Below are 15,363 nucleotides of genomic sequence, written 5' to 3' on the forward strand. Positions count from 1 at the left end.
GCCAGTGCTGTCATCCGATCAACGACACCACGCGCGAAAGGTCACCCATTCGACCCACGAACCCACATCCGGCACCCCACACCGCACGGACACCGCGGCGAACACAACACAATCACTACGGATCCCTGAGGAACTACGTGAGCCTCCGCGCGACCGTCCTGCTCGCCCCGCTCTTCCGTGACCCCTCCCGACTCACATGAGAGGGGGAGATCACATCCGGTGGTTATAGGTCGTTCACAAGGACCCCCCTAACATTCGAGCCATGACGGTCCTGCCTGATGACGGGCTCTCCTTGGCCGCCGAATTCCCTGACGCGACGCATGAGCAGTGGCAGCGCCTGGTAGAGGGCGTGCTGCGCAAGTCGGGCAAGGAAGTTTCCGGCGAGGCAGCGGAAGACGCGTTGTCCACGAAGCTCGAGGACGGGCTCACCACCCGTCCGCTGTACACCGCGCCCGAAGCCGCGCCCGACACCGGTTTCCCCGGATTCGCGCCCTTCGTACGGGGCGGACGCGCCGAGGGCGGCGCCGCCTCGGGCTGGGACGTGCGCCAGCGGATCGCGGGCCGTGACCCCGTACGGGTGAACGACGCGGCCCTGGCCGACCTGGAGAACGGCACCACCTCGCTGTGGCTGGCCGTCGGCGACGCCGGCCTTCCCGCCGAGGGCCTGGGCCGGGCGCTGGAGGGGGTCTATCTCGATCTCGCGCCCGTCTCCCTGGACCCCGGCGCCCAGTTCGCCGAGGCCGCCCGCGCCCTGCTCGCGCTGTACGCCGAGCGCGGGGTGGCCCCCGAGGCCGCCCACGCCTCCCTCGGCGCCGACCCGCTGGGCCACGAGGCCCGGACGGGCGAGGCGCTCGACCTGGCGGAGGCCGCCGCGCTCGGCGCGCAGACGGCCGCCTGGCCCCACGTGCGCGCCCTGACCGTCGACGCCCTGCCGTACCACGAGGCGGGCGGCAGCGCCGCCGAGGAGCTGGGGCTGTCCCTGGCCACCGGGGTCGCCTACCTGCACGCCCTCACCGAGGCGGGTCTGAGCACCGAGGCCGCCTTCGGCGAGCTGGAGTTCCGCTACGCCGCCACCGCCGACCAGTTCCTGACCATCGCCAAGCTGCGCGCCGCCCGCCGGCTGTGGGCCCGGATCGCCGAGGCCTGCGGGGCCCCGGCGGCCGGCGCCCAGCGCCAGCACGCCGTGACCTCGCCGGTGATGATGACCCGCCGCGACCCGTGGGTGAACATGCTGCGCACCACCGTCGCCTGCATGGCGGCGGGCGTGGGCGGCGCGGACGCGGTCACCGTGCTCCCCTTCGACCAGGAGCTCGGCCTGCCCGACGCGTTCGCGCGCCGCATCTCCCGCAACACCTCCACGATCCTGCTGGAGGAATCCCACCTGGCCCGCGTGATCGACCCGGCCGGCGGCTCGTACTACGTCGAGCAGCTCACGGACGAACTCGCCCACGCTGCCTGGGAGTTCTTCCAGACGATCGAGAAGGCGGGCGGCCAGGCCGCCGCCCTGCGCTCCGGCCTGGTCGCCGAGCGCCTGGCCGCCACCTGGGCCGCGCGCTCGAAGAAGCTGGCCACGCGCCGCGAACCGGTCACCGGGGTCAGCGAGTTCCCGCACCTCTCCGAGAAGCCGGTCGTACGGGAGCCCGCGCCGGCCCCGCTCACCGGTGGACTGCCGCGCGTGCGGCGGGGCGAAGCGTACGAGGCCCTGCGCGCGCGCAGCGACGTACACCTGGAGGCGACCGGAGCCCGGCCCACCGTCTTCCTGGCGGCCCTGGGCCCGGCGGCCGCGCACACCGCCCGCGCCACCTTCGCCTCGAACCTGTTCCAGGCGGGCGGCATCACCCCGGTCCACGACCCCGTGTCGGTGACTCCGGAGACGGCGGCGGCGGCCTACGCGGCGAGCGGCGCCGACGGCATGGCCGTGCTGTGCTCCAGTGACGCGCTGTACGAGGAGCAGGCCGAGGCGGTGGCCGCGGCCCTGCGCTCGGCGGGCGCGACGACCGTGTTCCTCGCGGGCAGGCCCGGCACCGCCGAGACGGCCGTGGACGAGTACGTCTTCGCCGGCTGCGACGCGATCGCCGTGCTGTCCTCCGTACTCGACCGGATGGGAGTCGCGTCTTGAGCAGCGACCGCACCCCCCGCATCCCCGACTTCTCCGAACTCCCGCTGGACGGCGGGGCATCGGCGGCCGGCTCCGAGGACCAGTGGCGCACCGCGCTGAAGGAGTCCACCGGCTCGGGAGCCGCCGAGCTGCTGTGGGAGACCCCCGAGGGGATCGGCGTACAGCCCCTGTACACGGGCCGCGACCTCGAAGGCCTGGACTTCCTCCACACCTACCCGGGTGTGGCCCCGTACCTGCGCGGCCCGTACCCGACGATGTACGTCAACCAGCCCTGGACGATCCGGCAGTACGCGGGCTTCTCCACGGCCGAGGAGTCCAACGCCTTCTACCGGCGCAACCTCGCCTCCGGCCAGAAGGGCCTGTCGATCGCCTTCGACCTGCCCACGCACCGCGGCTACGACAGCGACCACCCGCGCGTGACGGGCGACGTCGGCATGGCGGGCGTGGCGATCGACTCGATCTACGACATGCGCCAGCTCTTCGACGGCATCCCGCTGGACAAGATGACGGTGTCGATGACGATGAACGGCGCCGTGCTGCCGGTCCTCGCCCTCTACATCGTGGCGGCGGAGGAGCAGGGCGTCTCGCCCGACAAGCTCGCCGGGACCATCCAGAACGACATCCTCAAAGAGTTCATGGTCCGCAACACCTACATCTACCCGCCGAAGCCCTCGATGCGGATCATCTCCGACATCTTCGCCTTCACCTCGCAGAACATGCCCCGCTACAACTCCATCTCGATCTCCGGCTACCACATCCAGGAAGCCGGGGCCACGGCCGACCTGGAGCTGGCGTACACCCTCGCGGACGGTGTGGAGTACCTGCGGGCGGGCCAGGCCGTCGGCCTGGACGTGGACGCCTTCGCCCCGCGCCTGTCCTTCTTCTGGGCGATCGGCATGAACTTCTTCATGGAGGTGGCCAAGCTGCGCGCGGCCCGCCTCCTGTGGGCGCGCCTGGTCAAGCAGTTCGACCCGAAGAACGCCAAGTCCCTGTCCCTGCGCACCCATTCGCAGACCTCGGGCTGGTCCCTCACGGCGCAGGACGTCTTCAACAACGTCACCCGCACCTGCATCGAGGCGATGGCGGCCACCCAGGGCCACACCCAGTCGCTGCACACCAACGCCCTGGACGAGGCCCTCGCCCTCCCGACGGACTTCTCCGCGCGCATCGCCCGCAACACCCAGCTCCTGCTCCAGCAGGAGTCGGGCACCTGCCGCTCGATCGACCCGTGGGGCGGCAGCGCGTACGTCGAGAAGCTGACGTACGACCTGGCGCGCCGGGCCTGGCAGCACATCCAGGAGGTCGAGGCGGCCGGCGGCATGGCGCAGGCCATCGACGCGGGCATCCCCAAGCTCCGCGTCGAGGAGGCGGCGGCCCGCACGCAGGCCCGCATCGACTCGGGACGCCAGCCGGTGATCGGCGTCAACAAGTACCGGGTGGCGACGGACGAGCAGATCGACGTCCTCAAGGTGGACAACTCCTCGGTCCGCTCCCAGCAGATCGCCAAGCTCCGGCGGCTGCGCGAGGAGCGCGACGAGGCGGTCACCCAGGACACCCTGCGGGCGCTGACGAACGCGGCGGAGCGCGGCCACGGCAACCTCCTCGCCCTGGCGGTGGACGCGGCGCGCGCGAAGGCCACGGTCGGCGAGATCTCGGACGCCCTGGAGAAGGTGTACGGGCGGCACGCGAGCCAGATCCGTACGATCTCGGGTGTGTACCGCACCGAAGCAGGCGAGTCCCCGTCCCTGGAGCGCACCCGTACGCTCGTCGACCGGTTCGAGGAGGCGGAGGGCCGCCGGCCGCGCATCCTGGTCTGCAAGATGGGCCAGGACGGGCACGACCGCGGCCAGAAGGTGATCGCGACCGCCTTCGCCGACCTCGGCTTCGACGTGGACGTCGGCCCGCTGTTCCAGACGCCGGAGGAAGTGGCCCGCCAGGCCGTCGAGGCCGACGTGCACGTGGTCGGCGTCTCCTCGCTGGCCGCGGGCCACCTGACCCTCGTACCGGCACTGCGCGAGGCGCTCGCCGAGGAGGGCCGCGCGGACATCATGATCGTGGTCGGCGGGGTCATCCCGCCGGCGGACGTCCCCACGCTCCTCGGCATGGGCGCGGCGGCCGTCTTCCCGCCCGGCACGGTCATCCCGGACGCGGCGCACGACCTGGTGACGCGGCTCGCCGCGGACCTGGGCCACGAGCTGTAGGCGCCGCCGTGCCGCCCCGGATCGACATCCCCGCCTACACGAAGGGCGTGCTCGACGGGAAGCGTGCGTTCATCGCGCGCGCGATCACCCTCGTCGAGTCCACCCTGCCGGCGCACCGGGCCCTGGCCCAGAGCCTGTTGACGGAGCTCCTGCCCCACGCGGGGCGGGCGCGCCGGATCGGCATCAGTGGCGTGCCGGGCGTCGGGAAGTCCACCTTCATCGACGCCTTCGGCACGCTGCTGACGGGTCTGGGCCACCGCGTCGCGGTCCTGGCCGTCGACCCCTCCTCCACCCGTACGGGCGGCTCCATCCTGGGCGACAAGACCCGCATGGAACGCCTCTCCGTGGACCCCGCGGCCTTCGTCCGCCCGTCCCCCTCGGCGGGGACGCTGGGCGGGGTGGCGAAGGCCACCCGGGAATCGATCATCGTGATGGAGGCGGCGGGCTACGACGTGGTCCTGGTCGAAACGGTGGGCGTCGGCCAGTCGGAGACGACGGTCGCCGGCATGGTCGACTCCTTCCTCCTCCTCTCCCTCGCCCGCACCGGCGACGGCCTCCAGGGCATCAAGAAGGGCGTCCTGGAACTGGCCGACGTCCTCGCCGTCAACAAGGCGGACGGCCCGCACGAGCGCGACGCGAAGTCGGCGGCGCGCGAACTCTCCAGCGCCCTGCGCCTCATGCACCCGGCCGACGCCGCGTGGACCCCGCCGGTCCTGACGTGCAGCGCCCGGGAATCCACGGGCCTGGAGGAGGTCTGGAACCGGCTGGAACAACACCGCCGGCTACTGGAAGCGGGCGGCCGCCTGGCGGCGAAGCGCGCGGCCCAGCAGGTGGAGTGGACCTGGTCGATGGTCCGCGACGAACTCCTGGAACGCCTCCGCTCGAACCCGGCGGTACGGGACCTGGCCCCGGCCCTGGAATCAGAGGTCCGGGCGGGCACCCTGACCCCCACCCTGGCGGCGGACCGCCTCCTGGCGGCCTTCACGGACTCCTGACGGGGGGAACGCCACCCCTATCCAGCCCCGCCGGCGTTTGAGGCGCGGGGTCCGGGGCGGCCGAATCCAGCCCCGCCGGCGTTTGAGGCGCGGGGTCCGGGGCGGAGCCCCGGGAAACGGAGAAAGGGCGGGGCGGGGAGCAAGCCCCGCGCAGCGGCACCCCCGACCCCGCCCCGGAATCACGCACCCACAGCACTGGCCCGACCCGCCAGGGTCAGGCGGCGACCAGCACGGGCCCACCAGTGGCCAGCACCCGCCGGAGCACCCGCACCCGCTCCTCCGCGTCCCCCGCGGCGAGCAACGCCGCGAGCACCGCGACCCGCGCCTGGGGCGCCCGCAGCGTCCCCGTCGGCACGGCCCCGGCCGCGACCAGATCCACCGCACCCCCGTGGGTGTAGATCTCCGTCACCGGCCCGGCCGCGACCCGCGTGGTCAGCGCCACCAGCACGCCGTCCGCGACGGCCGCCTTCACGGCGTCGACAACCTCCGGGGTCGCGTTCCCCGCGCCCGTCCCGACCAGCACGATCCCCCGGGCCCCCGCCGCCACCGCGGCGTTCAGCAGCACCGCGTCGCCGCTCACGTGGTGCACCACGACATCCACCCGCGGCGGCCCTTCCGGAGCCTGCGGCATCGCCGGCAGCGGCAGCGGCTCCGGCCGCACCGGCGTCCGCAGCACGGTGACCTTGCCGAATCCGACCTTCCCCAGCAGTTCCTTCGACGGGTCGGCGAACGCGTCGAGCGCCACCGCCTGCGCCTTCACGGTCCCCCGGGCCGCGTGCACCCGGCCCGCGAACGTGATCAGGACGCCGAGCCCGCGCGTCTTCGACGCGGTCAGCAAGGCATCGTAGAGATTCCCCGGACCGTCCCCGTCCGCCGCACCCATGGGCCGCTGCGAGCCGGTGAAGACCACGGACCGCGCGTCATGATGGTGGAGGTCCACCAGGAACGCCGACTCCTCCAGCGTGTCCGTACCGTGCGTGACCACGACCCCGTCCACACCCGGGTCGGCGAGCACCTCGTGCACGGTCCGCAGCAAGGTCAGCTGGTGCGCGGTGGTCAGCCGCGGGCTGTTCACGCTGAACAGATCGACGACCTCGACGCTCACGCCCTCGGGCAGCGGCGCGGTGGCCATGACCTCGGCCCCGTCCGCATCGGCCGCGAAACCGGAACCCTGCCAGCGGCTGGCTATCGTCCCGCCCGTACTGATGACAACGATGCGCCCCATGGCCACGACCCTTCCCTCACCCAGCCCGAAACGGCCCGTACAGATTTTCTACAAACAGCAATGGTAGGACGATCTACGCGCAATGCGATTGCGATCTCACCCACCCCCGCAACAAAACATGCGTGATAATTGCGCAATGGACGCGATCGACAAAGAAATCTTGCGCGAGCTCCAGGCGGACGGCCGGCTCAGCAACCAGGAGCTGGCCCAGCGCGTGGGCCTCACCCCCTCCCCCTGCATGCGCCGGGTCCGCCAGCTCGAAGAGGAAGGGATCATCCAGGGCTACCGCGCGGTGATCTCCCCCGAAGCCGTGGGCCGCGGCTTCGAGGTCCTGGTCTCCGTGGAGGTCCGCCGCGACCGCGAGGCCGTGGAAGCCTTCGAAGCCGCCCTCCAGGACATCCCCGACGTCATCGAGGCCTACCGCCTCTTCGGCAGCCCCGGCTGCCTCCTGCGCATCGCGGTGGCGGACCTCCGCGCGTACGAACGCCTCTGGATCGAGCAGCTCACAGCCCTTTCGGGCGTCACGGAGGTCAACTCCCAGATCATCATGAAACGCATCAAGGAACCGACGGGCCTCCCGGTCTGACCCTCACACTAGGTCGGCCAACAGCACGTCGAGCACCGTCTCCTCCTCGACACGGACGCCCAGCTCCATGAGGGCGTGCTGTAGGTCCGGGTCCCAGGGCGCCCCGGTCGGCTGCCCGGCGAGCGGCGGCAGGCCGTTGAGGCCTGCGTGCGCCGCGGCGCGGTAGTCGGCTGCCGTGTAGCGCCAAGGCTGCCACGGAACATGGCGGAGCAGAGCCGAGGCGATGCGCAGACCTCCCCAGTCGAAGTCGCCGTGGTAATGGAACGTGGTTCCGGCCGCGTGGAGTTGGCGCAGGACGTTGAGTGCCGCTGTGGACGGCTGCCCCTGCAGGCACACGAGGGGTGCGGAGTTCGGGCCGTGAAGGTCGGCTGCGGCGGCGAGTACGGCCGGGTTCTCGCAGATCCGCACTACCGGGGCGGAAGCGGCAAAAGGGTGGCGGATGAGTTGTCGCAAGGTCAGGACGGCGGGCTCGCCCTCATCCGCCGCCCAGTCCAGAGCGGGTGTACCCCTCAGGTTGAGGGTGAGGACGGTCGAGGACAGTGCGTCGCGCATCAGGCCCGCCGATGCCCACGCCTCCCGACGCCATTCGGCACCCGTCCCCTCGGGGAATCCGGTCAGCGCGCGGATGCCGCCCAGGGTGACGGTGGCCTGCGGGGTGCCATCGTCCAGGGCGTGGGCACTGCCCAGGATCCGGGCCGCGAAGGCCGCCACCGAAACAGGTGGGTCCGCAGGGAGGGCGCGCAGGGCCGTGGCGGCCCGGCCAAGAAGGCTGCTCGCGTCGGCGGGGGTTCCCGCGAGGCGCCGCACCAGACCGTCTCCACGGAGCCGGGCGGCCCAACCGGCAAGGGCAGGAATCTCGTCCAGGAGCGAGTCGATCGGGGCATACGCCTCCTGCCATGCCCTTTCCTCGGCCTCGCGGGCGGCACCGAGCGGGACGACCGAGCCGGTGAGGACCGCCACGGCAACGGCCAGCCCGTCGGAGCACGTGCCTGAGCGGCGCAGAACGGCGTCCACCTCGTCGAGCCGGACGTGCAAGGAGCGCCCGTTCCCGGGGAGCCGGCCCAGGAGCCGCTCGGCCGCGGCCCTTTGCCCGGCGGTCGGCGCACCGAGCGATACCGGACCGGCGAGCGGCTGCTCACGCTCCATCCGCCGGCGCGCCCGCTCGACCAGCCAGGCGAGATCAGGATCGCCGAGCAGGCGGCGCAGCCTGGCCTCGTCCACTGGAGTGGGCTCGGGCCCGGAGGTCAGGTCCACGAGCGCTCCGTACCGGGCACAGCCTCCACCACCGGATGCGTACGCGTTCCCTCGTCCCGCACGGGCTCCTCGCGGCGCAGCCGCCGCGTCCCGTCCCACTCCCAGCGGGTGACCAGTACGGCCGCCACCTCGTCGATCCGGGACAGCTGGGCGATGGCGATGCCGGGCACCTCCGGATAGCAGGCCCACTCGCGTTCACTGGTCATCACCACGTCCAGGTCGAAGGCGTGCAGCAGCCCCAGGCACTTGGCACGTGAGTCGTCATCGACTCCCGCGAACGCCTCGTCGAGGGTGACCAGGCGCGGCGCGTACGGACTGCCCGCACTCGCGTAGTGCGAGGAGGCAGCAGCGAACAGGGGCACGGATACCGCGAGGACCCGCTCGCCGCCCGAGGCGGGGCCGGTGGCCGGAACCCAGCGACCGTGCTGGTGCCGCTCGACCGTGAACTCGTGCCAGAAACGGTAGTCGAGCGCGGCGGTGAGGTGTTCGAGCCAGCTGCCGGAGGTGTCGTCGGTCTGCTGCCGGGCGATCTGGGTCTGGAGGAACTCGCCCACCGCCGTCCGGTCCTCAGGGGTCCAGGCGTCGGCGGACTGCCGTAGCCGCTCGCGGGCCGGGGCGAGGCCGGAGGGTGCCCTGCGGGAGGCCCGCCAGACCAGCCGCAGTTTCATGCCGGTGGAGGTGGGGCGGTCCTCCAGCTCGGCGTTCATGTCGCGTACTTGGCGTTCGGCGGCCCCGATGAGTTCCTGAAGGGTTCCCGCGACCTCGGTGATCAGGTGGGTTTCGAGGATCTCCCGCTCGTGGGCCGACAGAATGCGGGTGAGTTCGCCGACCTCGGCGGTGAGCGCCGCGGCGAGTTCGGGTACGGCGCGCTCGCGGCCCTGGTAGACGATGTCGACGACCATGCCGTCCTCCACCATCCGGGCAGAGGCGGTGTGCCCGTGCCGGGACAGCGTGTCCTGAAGGGTCTTGAGTTCCTCGCTCAGCCGGCGCTGTACGCGTTCCCAGGCGCTGTCCGAGTCGTCGGCCGACGCCAGCCCGGACTCGATGGAGCGGGCGAGCGCGACTGCCGGGGTGGCCGCCCAGGGGCCGTCACCCGCGGCCGGCACCGGGAGGTCCGGCAGGGCGACCGCGATCAGGCCGGTGATGGTGAACCGTTGGAGCCCCGCGATGGCCTCCGCACGCGCCTCGGCCGCTTCCACCAGGCCCTTCTCCAACTGCTCGATGCGCCCTTCGGCCTTGCTCGCCTCCCGGTCGGCCTCGCCATGGCGCCTGCGGCTGAGCCGCTGGTCCGCGTCGCAGGCGCGCAGGGTTTCGGCGGTCTCGGTGAGCCGTCGTTCGAGTTCGGCGACGGCCGCGCCGACGGTGGAGCGCAGCGTGGCGTGCCGCTCGTCGGCCGCCGCCGCCTCGTGCCCGGCCGCATCGGCGCGCAGGGCGAGTTCGGCGGTCCGCTCCTCGGCCCGAGCGGCCTCTGCCCGCTCCTCCACCGCCCGGCGGTCAGCCTCAGCGCGTTCGCGCAGGGTCGGCCACAGGGCGGCCAGGGCCACGGCGAGGGAACCGAGGGCCTGGCGCACGCCGGCAAGGCCGTCACGGTCGGCGGGCAAACCGAGTTCGGCCGTGGTCCCCGCCAGTTCGGCGGCGGCCCCGTCGGCCCGCCCGGCCGCCGCCAGGAGGTCGGCGGCGCGCTCCTCGCGCCGTGAGCGCGTCCGACGCACCGACTCGACGGCAGCGGTCACCTGGGCGTGCGCCCGGGTGAGGGTGCTCTCGTCGGGTACGCCGGCCAGCTCGGCGTCGAGGGTGCGGCGGCGCGCGGCAACCGCCTCGGAGTGTGCTGCTACCGCGTCCGACTCCTGCTGGAACAGGTCGAGTTCGGTGCGCAGGGCGGCGATACGGGCCCGCCGCGCCGCCTCCCGAGCCCCCTCGCCTACGTACTCGGCGGCATGCTTGGCCCAGCGTCCGGTGAGGGTCCCGACGCGGAACCGCCCGTCCACCCCCGCCCACGTGCGGGCTCCGCTTTCCCCTCCCGCGCCGATGGCGGCGAGCAGCCGCGCCACAGTGTCCTCGCCCACCGCCGCGGCCCGCACGTCGCCGCCGTCCACGGCCGGGTGCAGCAGACCCCCGAGCGAGAGCCCGTCCACTGGCCCGGTCGTCGGGGCGAGGAGTACGTCGTGCCCGTCGGCGGCGAGGGCGGAGCCGTCGGGCAGCACCCAGGCGTCCAGCAGCCCGGAGGCCTCCAACGCCGCCTCCAGTCCGGCGCGATCCTGTTCCGGGAGGCCGTCGTGGAAGTCCACCAGCCGCCACAGCGGTGCGCCGGGAAGCCGCTCGCGCAGGCCGGGCGTGCGGGTGGGCGGAGGCGGGGGGGGTCGTCGACCGCCTGCCTCCAGCGCGGTGATCTCCTCGCGGACCAGGCCGGTGCGTGCGGCCAGCTCCGCTGTCCGGCGCGCCGCCTCGGCCGCCTCGTCGGCCAGTTGCGCCGAGGCCGCGCTGTAGGCTCGTGCCGCCTGCACGCGGGCCGGGTAGGGCCCGTCGAGGTGCCGCGTCCACTCGTGGAGTTCGTCGAGCAGACCGGCCAGGTCGGGGCAGACCAGCTGCGTCCAGGCACGCGCGTGTTCCCGTACATCGTTTAGCAGAGCCCGTCCCCCCCGTGCGGCGGCTTCCTCGGCCTGGCCCTGCGCCGCGGTGGTCTGGTCTAGGTCGGCGTCCGCCTCGTCGAGGCGGACGGCTGCCTGCCGCTGCCCCTGGGCCGCCCGCTCGGCCTCCTCCGCGAGGCCCTCCGCGTGGGCGAGCGCACGCTGCCCTCGGTCCATCGAGTGCTCCGCCGCGCGCCGCAGTTCCGGCTCCGGCAGCCCGTCGTCCCCGGGCAGGTCGATCCGTGCGGCGGCACCCAACTCCTGTGCCCTGCGGAAGGTCTCCTCGGCCAGCCGGTCGGCGGCGCCCAGCCGGTTCTCGGCCGCGCCGAGCCGTCCGAGGGCCCGGGTGTGCAGGCCCGCCGCCTGGTCCCGGTCGTCCCGGGCACGGTCCAGGGCGCGGACGGTCCGCTCCACCGCCATGGCCGCCTGCTCCAACTCCCGGGCACTGCGCATCTCGGGGCCCTCGCGCAGGGCCGCGTCCTGGGCCCGCAGGCGCGCCTGTGTCTCCTCCAGGGCGGCGATCCGCTCCTCCGCCGCCGCTCTTGCCTCCTGGGCGCGGGTCTGCTGGGCCTGCGCTTCGGCGAGGTCCCGCTGAAGGTGCTCGTAGCGGGAGTGCTCGCCGCGCGGGAGTCGGGCGCGCCGGCGGGTGGCGATCTTGGCGTAGCGCCGGTAGTGGTCCAGGAAGGCCGCGGCGGCCCGCTCGGCGGCGGAGGCGGCAGCCAATTCCTCCTTCTCCTCGTCCAGGGAGCGGAAGGCTTCGGCCACGTCCGCGATGACCGCCTGGTCCATGGGCGGCAGCGCCTCGGTGAGGGCTCGGGACAGGGCCGCCTCGTTGGGGCGCTTGGACAGCTGCGGCTGGCGCAGCTGGATGAGCAGGTCGACCAGGGCGCCGTAGCGCTGCTCGCCGAGCCCGAAGAGCGCCTCGTCGATGGCCCTGCGATAGGTCTTGGCCTGGTCGTAGACCAGGCCGTGCCCGGAGACGGCCTCGGCGAGCCGGTCCCTGGACAGGGCCGTTCCGGTGGCGTCGAGCAGGCTGAGGGATGCCTCTGCCTGCTCGACGGGGTCCCCCGGGCGGTGGTCGACGCGCTGGTTGGTGAGCGCGTACCAATGGCGTGCGATGCCCCGCCCGCTGACCGCCTTGAGTCCGCAGAGCAGCGTACGGAAGTGCCGCTCGCCGCTGGCCTCGTCGAGCCTGCCGAACTCGATCCAGGTGTAGCCGAGCCGCTCGGAGTGCGGGTGCTCGCCGCCGAGGAGCAGGTTCCACTCCATCCGCTTGCCCGGGTCGCCGTCGGGTTCGACGCGGCGGGAGGCGAGGTCCCCGTCGAGCAGGAAGGGCAGGGTCAGGGCGAGCACCTTGGACTTGCCGGTGCCGTTGTTCCCGCGCAGGAGCAGGCGCCCGTCCCGGAAGTGGAATTCCTCCACGTCGTAGTGGAAGAGGTCGACGAGTCCGATGCGCAGGGGCTGCCAACGGGCGCGCAGGGGTTCGGGGAGGCGGGTCACGGCGTGCTTGCCTTTCGCTGCGCGGGCATACGTGCGGTGCCTGGTTCCCGTACGACGGTCTCGCCGACCGCGTACCGGCAGAGGGCCGGGCGCGGCGCCACGCCGTTGGCCGTACGGGAGACCAGCCCGAGGGCGGCGAGCCGGGCGACGGCCTGTTCCACGAGTTCGGCTTCCATACCTGGCTCTCGGGCGGACTTGGCCCAGAATCCGCCGTGCTCGGCGGCGAGCTCCCGGACGCGCAGGGCCAGTTGGTCGGTGGAGACGGGGCCGCCCGCCGCGGCCAGGTGCTCGGCGAGCAGCAGCGTGACGTGGCCGTGGGTGCCCTGCTCGGGCATCCGGACGTCGGTGAGGTCGTCGTCCGGGTCGACCATCGCGATGCCTTCGGCACGTACCTCGGGGACCAGCCCGGTCAGTTCGGTGATACGGGCGGTGAGGAAGCCCCGCTGCCGGGTGAGGTAGCCGAGCTCGGCGTCGGACAACTCGTCGTAGTACAGGACCGGGTCGTCCAGGAGCCTGCGGGTCAGCGAGCGCCGCATCGCGCGAAAGCGCAGTTCGTCGCTGTCCAGGGCGGTCTCGGCGACGAGTTCGGTGAGGCGGTCCGCGAGGGTCTCGGCGTGCACGGTGGAGGGGCCGCGACGCGCGGCGAGCAGCCCGGCCAGCACCCGCCGTTCCACGTCGTACAGGACGTCGCCGGCTCCGCTGACGTAGGCCTCCTCGTCGCCGGCGACGCGCCGCAGCACGCCGAGGCCGAGCAGGAGCCGTACGACGGCGGCGAGGTCGAGGCGTTCGTCGCGGCGGTCGAGGGTGAACTGGATGCCCACGCGGGCGAGGTGGGGGTCGGCGGCGTCGAGGACGACCTGGGCGGCGAGCCGGCCGAGGGCGATCTGCGCCTCGCCGCGTTCGAGGGCGGCCAGGGCGAGGCACAACAGCACGTAGCGGCGGCGGGTGAAGGGCGCGGCGGCGCGGGTGGTCTCCCGCGCGGGGTGGGTGGGGTCGGTGAGGACGCCGGGGATCTTCCGCAGGCGGGCGGCCTCGGCATCCGTCTGGAGTGACCAGCCGGTATTGCGGTCGAACCATTCCCGCAGTTCGGAGGCGTGCCGGCGGACGAGGCTGAACTCGTCGGCATGCCGGCCGCGGGCGAGCAGGAGAGGTTGTTTGAGCAGGGCGCGAGCCGCCTTGCGGAGGTCGGCGGCGTGCTGGCCGTCGAGCACCTCGGCGAGCGGAGTGCTGTTCACCGGTCTCCGTCTCCGTCCGTGTCCGTCAGGTCGATGATCTCGATGAGGTGGTCGGGGCCGCGGAAGACGCCGCCTGCCGTCCGGATCTCCGCGGTGCCTCCGTCGGCGAGCGCGCTGAGCCGGATCTCCATGGAGCCGTCGTTGCTGGTGGCCACGGTGTGCCGCATACCGGGCCGCCAGGTGGCCAGCGCGTCGCCGAGCAGCTGGAGGAAGAGCCCGAAGGAGACCGGGTCGAGTTCGCCGAGTCCTGAGAGCCGGGTGCTTCCGCCGGTGACGAGCCGGGCGCGGGCCGCCGCGGTCTCGGCGGCCTGCTTGGCGGCCACCTCGGCGAGCAGGCGGCGCGGCTCCTCCCGGTCCCCGACCTTGCGGGGCTTGCCGCGCCGCTCATAACTGCCGGTACGGCGCAGTTGGGGGCTGATCCGCAGCGGCTCGGCCTCGGCCCAGGGGGTGGCGGCGGGGACCGGGAGCGCCGTGCGGGCGGCCAGGGTGTCGGCGTCGACGGTCAGGTGCCGGGCGGGGTACAGCCCGAAAGCGGTGCGCCACAGCCGGTGCCGGTCGTCGTCGTCCGGGGCCTCGGCGAACCAGCGGGCGAGGGTACGGAAGTCGGCGGACCGGTCGGAACGCCCGGCCCTGCGCTCGTTCAACGACCGCACGACGGCCAGGAGCTGAGGAATCGCGCCGAGGGCCCGGCCGCGCAGCAGCCTGGCTTGTGATTCACGCCCGTCCCGGCTGATGAACCAGCCGGCGAGCCCGGACCAGCGCCCGGTCCAGCGGTCGTACGCTTCCCGCTCGGCATGGTCGGCCTCCTCCGGCGAGGCGTCGACGGCCTCACGCCGTGCGGCGGCACGCAGCAACGGCCGGATGCTCCCATCCTCCTCCAGCTCCAGGATCAGCCGGGCAATGCGTCCGCCGAGGGTGATCAGATCCTGGATGAACCGCTCCAGGTACTGGATGAGCCGGTCCTTGTAGGCGAGGAAGACCTCCTCTTCGACGTCGTGGAGATCGATGGTCCGCTGCAGGGACCCCATGAACGCGCGGGCGTTGTCGGCGAGGGCGGCGAACCGGCTCGCCAGTGCGTCAAGCGCCAGGTGCGTTTTGGCCTGATCCGGCTGTTCCTCGGCTGCCAGGACGAGGAGGGCCCGCAACTGGGTGACGATGTCGTGCAGGGCCACGGCCTGCAGCGCGCCGCGCCGCCCGAGCGCCTCGTCGTACACACCCAGCGCTTCCTCGGCGGCCTCCCCGGCCCGGGTGAGCTGGTAGATGAACCGCTTCCGGTAGAAGTCTTCGACGGCGGTGACCCGGGCGGTATCGGGGTCGGCACGGAGATTGCCCCAGCCGACGAGGCTGTCCAGCGCCTTCACCACGGCGTCCAGCTCCGCCGGCCGCGCCTCGGCGGGCAGCGCGGCGTACACGTCCTCGGGCCGCAGATGCACCGCGAACCGCTCCTTGGCGATGACGAACGCCCGCATCACCTGACGGTAGAGAACGGTGTTCTGCACGGTGAGGTGCACGAAGGGGCTGTAGCCGTCCGGTCGTGGTTCCGGGGCGGCGGCGGTGACGGTCATCGCCAGCCATTGTCCCGCACTACGCAGAGCCACAGCCAGGTACGAAAGCACTTGGC

The 15,363-nt window shown here is 73.0% G+C and carries 9 protein-coding genes; 4 read left to right on the forward strand and 5 right to left on the reverse strand.

The features are described from left to right. The first annotated feature begins 262 nt into the window (after positions 1–262). The 3 genes from ACIQV3_RS06805 to meaB are packed head-to-tail and all read left to right on the forward strand — an operon-like array spanning position 263 to position 5,315. On the forward strand, positions 263–2,119 hold the full coding sequence (locus tag ACIQV3_RS06805; RefSeq protein ID WP_403710442.1) for a methylmalonyl-CoA mutase family protein: 1,857 nt from the start codon (positions 263–265) through the stop codon (positions 2,117–2,119). Positions 2,120–2,139: 20 nt separating this feature from the next. Then, the gene (gene scpA / locus ACIQV3_RS06810; RefSeq protein WP_403710869.1) at positions 2,140–4,320 is read left to right on the forward strand and encodes a methylmalonyl-CoA mutase; all 2,181 of its coding nucleotides are present in this window, start codon (positions 2,140–2,142) and stop codon (positions 4,318–4,320) included. 8 nt (positions 4,321–4,328) lie between these two features. After that, the gene (gene meaB / locus ACIQV3_RS06815; RefSeq protein ID WP_403710444.1) at positions 4,329–5,315 is read left to right on the forward strand and encodes a methylmalonyl Co-A mutase-associated GTPase MeaB; all 987 of its coding nucleotides are present in this window, start codon (positions 4,329–4,331) and stop codon (positions 5,313–5,315) included. 214 nt (positions 5,316–5,529) lie between these two features. Here meaB and ACIQV3_RS06820 read toward each other — a convergent pair whose 3' ends face one another. After that, a complete protein-coding gene (locus ACIQV3_RS06820; RefSeq protein ID WP_403710446.1) occupies positions 5,530–6,540 on the reverse strand; it encodes an asparaginase in 1,011 nt (336 codons plus the stop codon). Positions 6,541–6,676: 136 nt separating this feature from the next. Here ACIQV3_RS06820 and ACIQV3_RS06825 point away from each other — a divergent pair, with 136 nt between their 5' ends. Continuing rightward, entirely contained in the window at positions 6,677–7,126 is a 450-nt protein-coding gene (locus tag ACIQV3_RS06825) for an Lrp/AsnC family transcriptional regulator (protein ID WP_250742902.1), read from the forward strand. A gap of 3 nt (positions 7,127–7,129) precedes the next feature. On the opposite strand, the gene ACIQV3_RS06830 is transcribed toward ACIQV3_RS06825, so the two are convergent. From ACIQV3_RS06830 to ACIQV3_RS06845, 4 genes are read right to left on the reverse strand one after another with little or no spacing between them, the layout of a single operon-like run. After that, complete coding sequence (locus tag ACIQV3_RS06830; protein WP_403710448.1) at positions 7,130–8,380, reverse strand: TIGR02679 family protein; 1,251 nt, start codon at positions 8,378–8,380, stop codon at positions 7,130–7,132. Continuing rightward, the gene (locus ACIQV3_RS06835; protein ID WP_403710451.1) at positions 8,371–12,507 is read right to left on the reverse strand and encodes a TIGR02680 family protein; all 4,137 of its coding nucleotides are present in this window, start codon (positions 12,505–12,507) and stop codon (positions 8,371–8,373) included. Before ACIQV3_RS06835 ends, ACIQV3_RS06830 begins: the two co-directional genes overlap by 10 nt. Next, positions 12,504–13,742 (reverse strand): TIGR02678 family protein, encoded by a 1,239-nt coding sequence (locus tag ACIQV3_RS06840; protein WP_403710453.1) that lies wholly within the window; start codon positions 13,740–13,742, stop codon positions 12,504–12,506. The genes ACIQV3_RS06835 and ACIQV3_RS06840 overlap by 4 nt, the downstream gene beginning before the upstream one ends. Next, complete coding sequence (locus tag ACIQV3_RS06845) at positions 13,739–15,307, reverse strand: TIGR02677 family protein (protein WP_403710455.1); 1,569 nt, start codon at positions 15,305–15,307, stop codon at positions 13,739–13,741. Before ACIQV3_RS06845 ends, ACIQV3_RS06840 begins: the two co-directional genes overlap by 4 nt. Positions 15,308–15,363 lie beyond the last annotated feature (56 nt).

Origin of the sequence: Streptomyces sp. NPDC099050 (assembly GCF_044759865.1) — a bacterium.
In the GTDB taxonomy this organism is placed as follows: Bacteria; Actinomycetota; Actinomycetes; order Streptomycetales; family Streptomycetaceae; genus Streptomyces.

Bases quoted from the DNA above. Each gene is read 5' to 3' on its own strand.
- ACIQV3_RS06805 (WP_403710442.1), top strand. From the start codon at position 263: ATGACGGTCCTGCCTGATGACGGGCTCTCCTTGGCCGCCGAATTCCCT.
- ACIQV3_RS06820 (WP_403710446.1), bottom strand. From the start codon at position 6,540: ATGGGGCGCATCGTTGTCATCAGTACGGGCGGGACGATAGCCAGCCGC.
- ACIQV3_RS06825 (WP_250742902.1), top strand. From the start codon at position 6,677: ATGGACGCGATCGACAAAGAAATCTTGCGCGAGCTCCAGGCGGACGGC.
- ACIQV3_RS06845 (WP_403710455.1), bottom strand. From the start codon at position 15,307: ATGACCGTCACCGCCGCCGCCCCGGAACCACGACCGGACGGCTACAGC.